Origin of the sequence: Herbaspirillum sp. B65, assembly GCF_000333555.1 — a bacterium.
GTDB lineage: Bacteria > Pseudomonadota > Gammaproteobacteria > Burkholderiales > Burkholderiaceae_D > Herbaspirillum > Herbaspirillum rubrisubalbicans.
Genome location: NZ_BADI01000144.1, coordinates 1 through 1,843, shown reverse-complemented (window position 1 = coordinate 1,843; position 1,843 = coordinate 1). Strand labels below are relative to the sequence as shown.

Annotated in this window: 1 protein-coding gene and 2 pseudogenes; 1 reads left to right on the top strand and 2 read right to left on the bottom strand. The window is 63.2% G+C overall.

Annotated features, from left to right (window positions below; genetic code table 11):
- Together I5W_RS03910 and I5W_RS03905 are read right to left on the bottom strand one after the other, a co-directional pair.
- Positions 1 to 291 (bottom strand): hypothetical protein (locus I5W_RS03910; protein ID WP_044528250.1); only part of this gene is annotated, 291 nt, incomplete at its 3' end.
- 24 nt (positions 292 to 315) lie between these two features.
- Positions 316 to 786: pseudogene (locus tag I5W_RS03905) on the bottom strand (TetR/AcrR family transcriptional regulator); the annotation flags it as partial.
- Between the two features lie 168 nt (positions 787 to 954).
- On the opposite strand from I5W_RS03905, the pseudogene I5W_RS03900 reads away from it, so the two are divergent.
- Positions 955 to 1,843 (top strand): annotated as a pseudogene (locus I5W_RS03900) (MFS transporter); the annotation flags it as partial.

Genomic DNA, 1,843 nt, shown 5'->3' with positions numbered 1-1,843 from the left:
AGAAGAAGTGAATTTTTCCGGCGGCGGCATCGTCCGTTCCACCACATGCGCCCACTGTTCCGACAACTGCTGCCAGGTAGCCCGCAGCACCGGCGCCAGGTTGGGCATTTCGGCCAGGGCCTTCAAGTGTCTTTCGATCACCGAGGCCAGCTTTACGCAGCTTTGCGTTTCCTGGCTGTTGTTGGCGGTGTAGTGCGACATCAGATGCAGCACGGCGGAGACCAGAAGTTCAGGTTGGGCCGGTGCGTTGTTGGGTTCCACGAATGTGGACGTCATGTTCTCGTTGACCATCAAACTCTCCTCGCTGGGCTAGCTTGGCTGGCGGGGCAAGGCTTCGCGCATGAAGGCGGTGATGATGCCATCCCAGGCCCGGCTCAAGTCCAAGGCCTCGGGTGCGGCACGATAGAGCGGGGCGGCATCGGCCAGTGCCTGTCTGAGCTGGGCTTCTTCGAACTCGCTGCGGATGAAGGCGTGTACCAGTTCGCGCAGGCGTCTGGCGGGCGGCTTGCAGGGATCCTGCAAGAGCTGGCGCACCATCTCGGTGGTCTGTTGCCATTCATCGGCCTGCAGCCGGAACAGGATGGCTGCCTTGTTGGGAAAATACTGGTACACCGATCCGACACTCACGCCCGCCCGCTCGGCCACGCGCGCCGTGGTAAAGCGCGCCGCGCCCTCGCGTAGCAAAACCTGAATAGCGGCTTGCAGGATGGCCGCCACCAGTTCGGTGGAGCGGGCTTGTTGCGGCGTCTTGCGCAGGGAAATCTGGGGGCGGCGCGGCTTGTTCATGGGGCGATGGCCTGAAAAAGGAATGCGAATGGAAAACCTGACGAATCCGTCGCATACTGCATCTCGACGGAATGTGACGGATTCGTCGCATTCTACTGCGCGCCATCCAGGCCGGCAATCGGCCCTGCGCCCTGGCTTGATCCTTCTTTATGCTCTCAAGGAAACTTCATGAACATCCGACCGGCTGACAAGCCCGCTTCCGTGACACCCCTGGCCAGTCCTGGCACGGCGGTCTTTCTCAAACTGGCACCGCTGACCCTGGCGGTCTTCATCGCCTTTCTCACCATCGGTTTGCAGTTGCCGGTGTTGCCCCTGCATCTGAAGGATGCACTGGGCATGAATGCTACCGTGGTCGGCGTGGTGGTCGGCGCGCAATTCGCCGCCGCCTTGCTGTCGCGTTCCTGGGCCGGTAATTACGCCGATCTGCGTGGCGCCAAGCGGGCCGTCCTGGGCGGCTTCGTCGCCGCCTCCTTGTCGGGCCTGGTCTACCTGGCTTCGCTGGCGTGGTTGGATCATCCGGTGGCCTCGGTGCTGGTATTGCTGCTGGGGCGCCTGTTGCTGGCGCTGGGGGAAAGCCTGGTGGTCACCGGCACCATGAGCTGGGGCATCGCCCTGGTGGGTCCGCAGCATGGCGGCAAGGTCATGGCCTGGCTGGGCATCGCCATCTATGCGGCCATGGCCTGCGGTGCGCCACTGGGCGTGGCGGTCAATCATGCCTATGGCTTCGCAGGTATTGCCGGTGTGAGTGTGCTCATCCCCTTGCTGGCGCTGCTGATGCTGGCTGGCTTGCCGGCCGTGGCACCCAGCGCCGACCGCCGCACGCCCTTCTACAAGGTGCTGGGCGCAGTGTGGCAACCTGGGTTGGGACTGGCGCTCTCCAGTGTCGGTTTCGGCGTCATCACCGCCTTCATTGCCTTGCTCTTTGCGGCGCGCGCGTGGGGGGAATCTTCACTGGCCTTCACCAGTTTCGGCATCGCCTTCATCGTCGCCCGGCTGTTGTTTGCGCACTTGCCTGACAAGGTCGGTGGCGCCAGGTCGCAATCGTCTGTGTGGTGAT